Source organism: Synechococcus sp. R55.7 (genome assembly GCF_047461955.1).
Taxonomy (GTDB): domain Bacteria; phylum Cyanobacteriota; class Cyanobacteriia; order Thermostichales; family Thermostichaceae; genus Thermostichus.
On record NZ_JANSIC010000047.1, the window covers coordinates 9484 to 11097 of the forward strand.

Genomic DNA, 1614 nt, shown 5'->3' on the forward strand with positions numbered 1-1614 from the left:
CCTACAGACGCTCGACCGGCCCTCAACGCGGGATCCTTCAGACACGCCGCCGCTTGGGGGGACGGCAACCGTTGTGGGGAATGGGGGTAATATCTCGAATAAGGGTAATTTCCAGGCCCGTTGCCTGTAGAGCGCGAATGGCGGTTTCCCGACCGGCTCCCGGCCCGCTCACCATCACTTCGATCTGGCGCATGCCGTTCTCCATGGCTTGACGCGCCGCACTTTCTGCTGCCATTTGGGCGGCGAAGGGAGTGCCCTTTTTGGCCCCTTTGAAGCCCGTAGAACCTGCCGAGGCCCAAGACACCACATCGCCGTTGGGATCCGTGATGGTGACGATGGTGTTGTTGAAGGTGGACTGAATGTAGGCCACCCCATTGGGGATGTTCTTTTTGACTTTACGTCCGCGCCGTTGCTGCCGAGCCATGATCCAGGTGTCCTTGCAATCGACTGTTTGGGGTTGGGATTCGGGATGGTGGAAGAGTTTTGCCTTCCGCGCAAAGCCGAGCGACTACTTCTTGGCAGGAGCTTTCTTCTTGCCGGCCACCGTTTTCCTGACCCCCTTGCGGGTGCGGGCGTTGGTGCGGGTGCGCTGACCACGCACGGGCAGACCCAGGCGATGGCGACGACCTCGATAGGTGCCGATGTCGATCAGCCGCTTGATGTTCATCGCCTCCTGGCGGCGCAGATCCCCTTCTACCTGGTATTCGCCCTCCACCACCGTCCGTAGGGCGGCCACCTCAGCGTCGGTGAGGTCGCGGGTACGAGTATCCGGATTGATACCGGTCTTCGCCAAAATCTGGCGGGAGCGGGTCAGCCCAATGCCGTAAATGTAGGTGAGGGCAATCTCCACTCGCTTTTCTCGGGGGATGTCAACTCCCGCAATCCGTGCCATAGTCAGGGGTACCTTATCGAAATCAAATCAAACCAAGTTGCCTGCCTGAGATGGGATCCTCATTCAGAGAGATGTTGCTGTAGAGATGCCGGTCTTGGGATCCATGCTCACCGAGAGGTCTAGCCAACGTTTTGCTCGGTTGTGTCGGAAGCCTTTGCCTCTGTCTCCCGTTGCAGGCTGAACCCACCCACCATCGAACCTCTAGCCCTGCCGCTGCTTGTGCTTCGGGTTGGAAGAACAGATCACCATCACCCGACCATGGCGGCGGATGACTCGGCATTTCTCACAGATCCGACGGACGGAAGGCCGCACCTTCATGGTTGATCCTGACAAAACCAGCGAATATCCATTCTATGTTCGTCTGGGCAACCTGTCAAAATGTGTTTGGGTTTGCTGACAGCGAGCGGACAGTCGGGTTGGCTATGCTGGTTGGGCGAGGATCTCCTGAGTCAAAGTAGGCGCGACTGTGGGGTGGAGAAGGCCATGCGGTGGCAATGGCTGGTTGTGCTGAGTGGTGTGCTGGGGCTGGGATCCCCTGTGTTGGGGCAAGGGATCCCTTTGCCGGCAGCAGGCTCCTCCTCTGCGGTGGAGAACTTTTCGACGGACGGGAACGGCCTGAGGACAGAGGGGGATTGGCTTTTGCCGTTGCGCAGCTCTGCCGATCGCATCGATGGGGTACCGGATCGGGGCTGGGTTGCGGTTGGGCTGTTGGAGGAGCAGGC

Annotated in this window: 3 protein-coding genes and 1 pseudogene; 1 reads left to right on the forward strand and 3 read right to left on the reverse strand. The window is 59.5% G+C overall.

Going from position 1 to position 1614, the window contains the following annotated elements; translation table 11 throughout:
* Positions 1-37 precede the first annotated feature (37 nt).
* The 3 genes from rpsK to rpmJ all read right to left on the reverse strand — a co-directional run bounded on the left by rpsK (position 38) and on the right by rpmJ (position 1210).
* Positions 38-424 carry a 30S ribosomal protein S11 gene (rpsK, locus tag NW820_RS03980; protein WP_011433189.1) on the reverse strand — a complete coding sequence of 129 codons (387 nt, stop codon included), beginning with the start codon at positions 422-424 and terminating at the stop codon, positions 38-40.
* Between the two features lie 84 nt (positions 425-508).
* Entirely contained in the window at positions 509-892 is a 384-nt protein-coding gene (rpsM, locus tag NW820_RS03985; protein WP_011433188.1) for a 30S ribosomal protein S13, read from the reverse strand.
* Positions 893-1093: 201 nt separating this feature from the next.
* Positions 1094-1210 (reverse strand): 50S ribosomal protein L36, encoded by a 117-nt coding sequence (gene rpmJ, locus NW820_RS03990; RefSeq protein ID WP_011433187.1) that lies wholly within the window; start codon positions 1208-1210, stop codon positions 1094-1096.
* Positions 1211-1375: 165 nt separating this feature from the next.
* On the opposite strand from rpmJ, the pseudogene NW820_RS03995 reads away from it, so the two are divergent.
* Positions 1376-1614 (forward strand): annotated as a pseudogene (locus NW820_RS03995) (hypothetical protein); the annotation flags it as partial.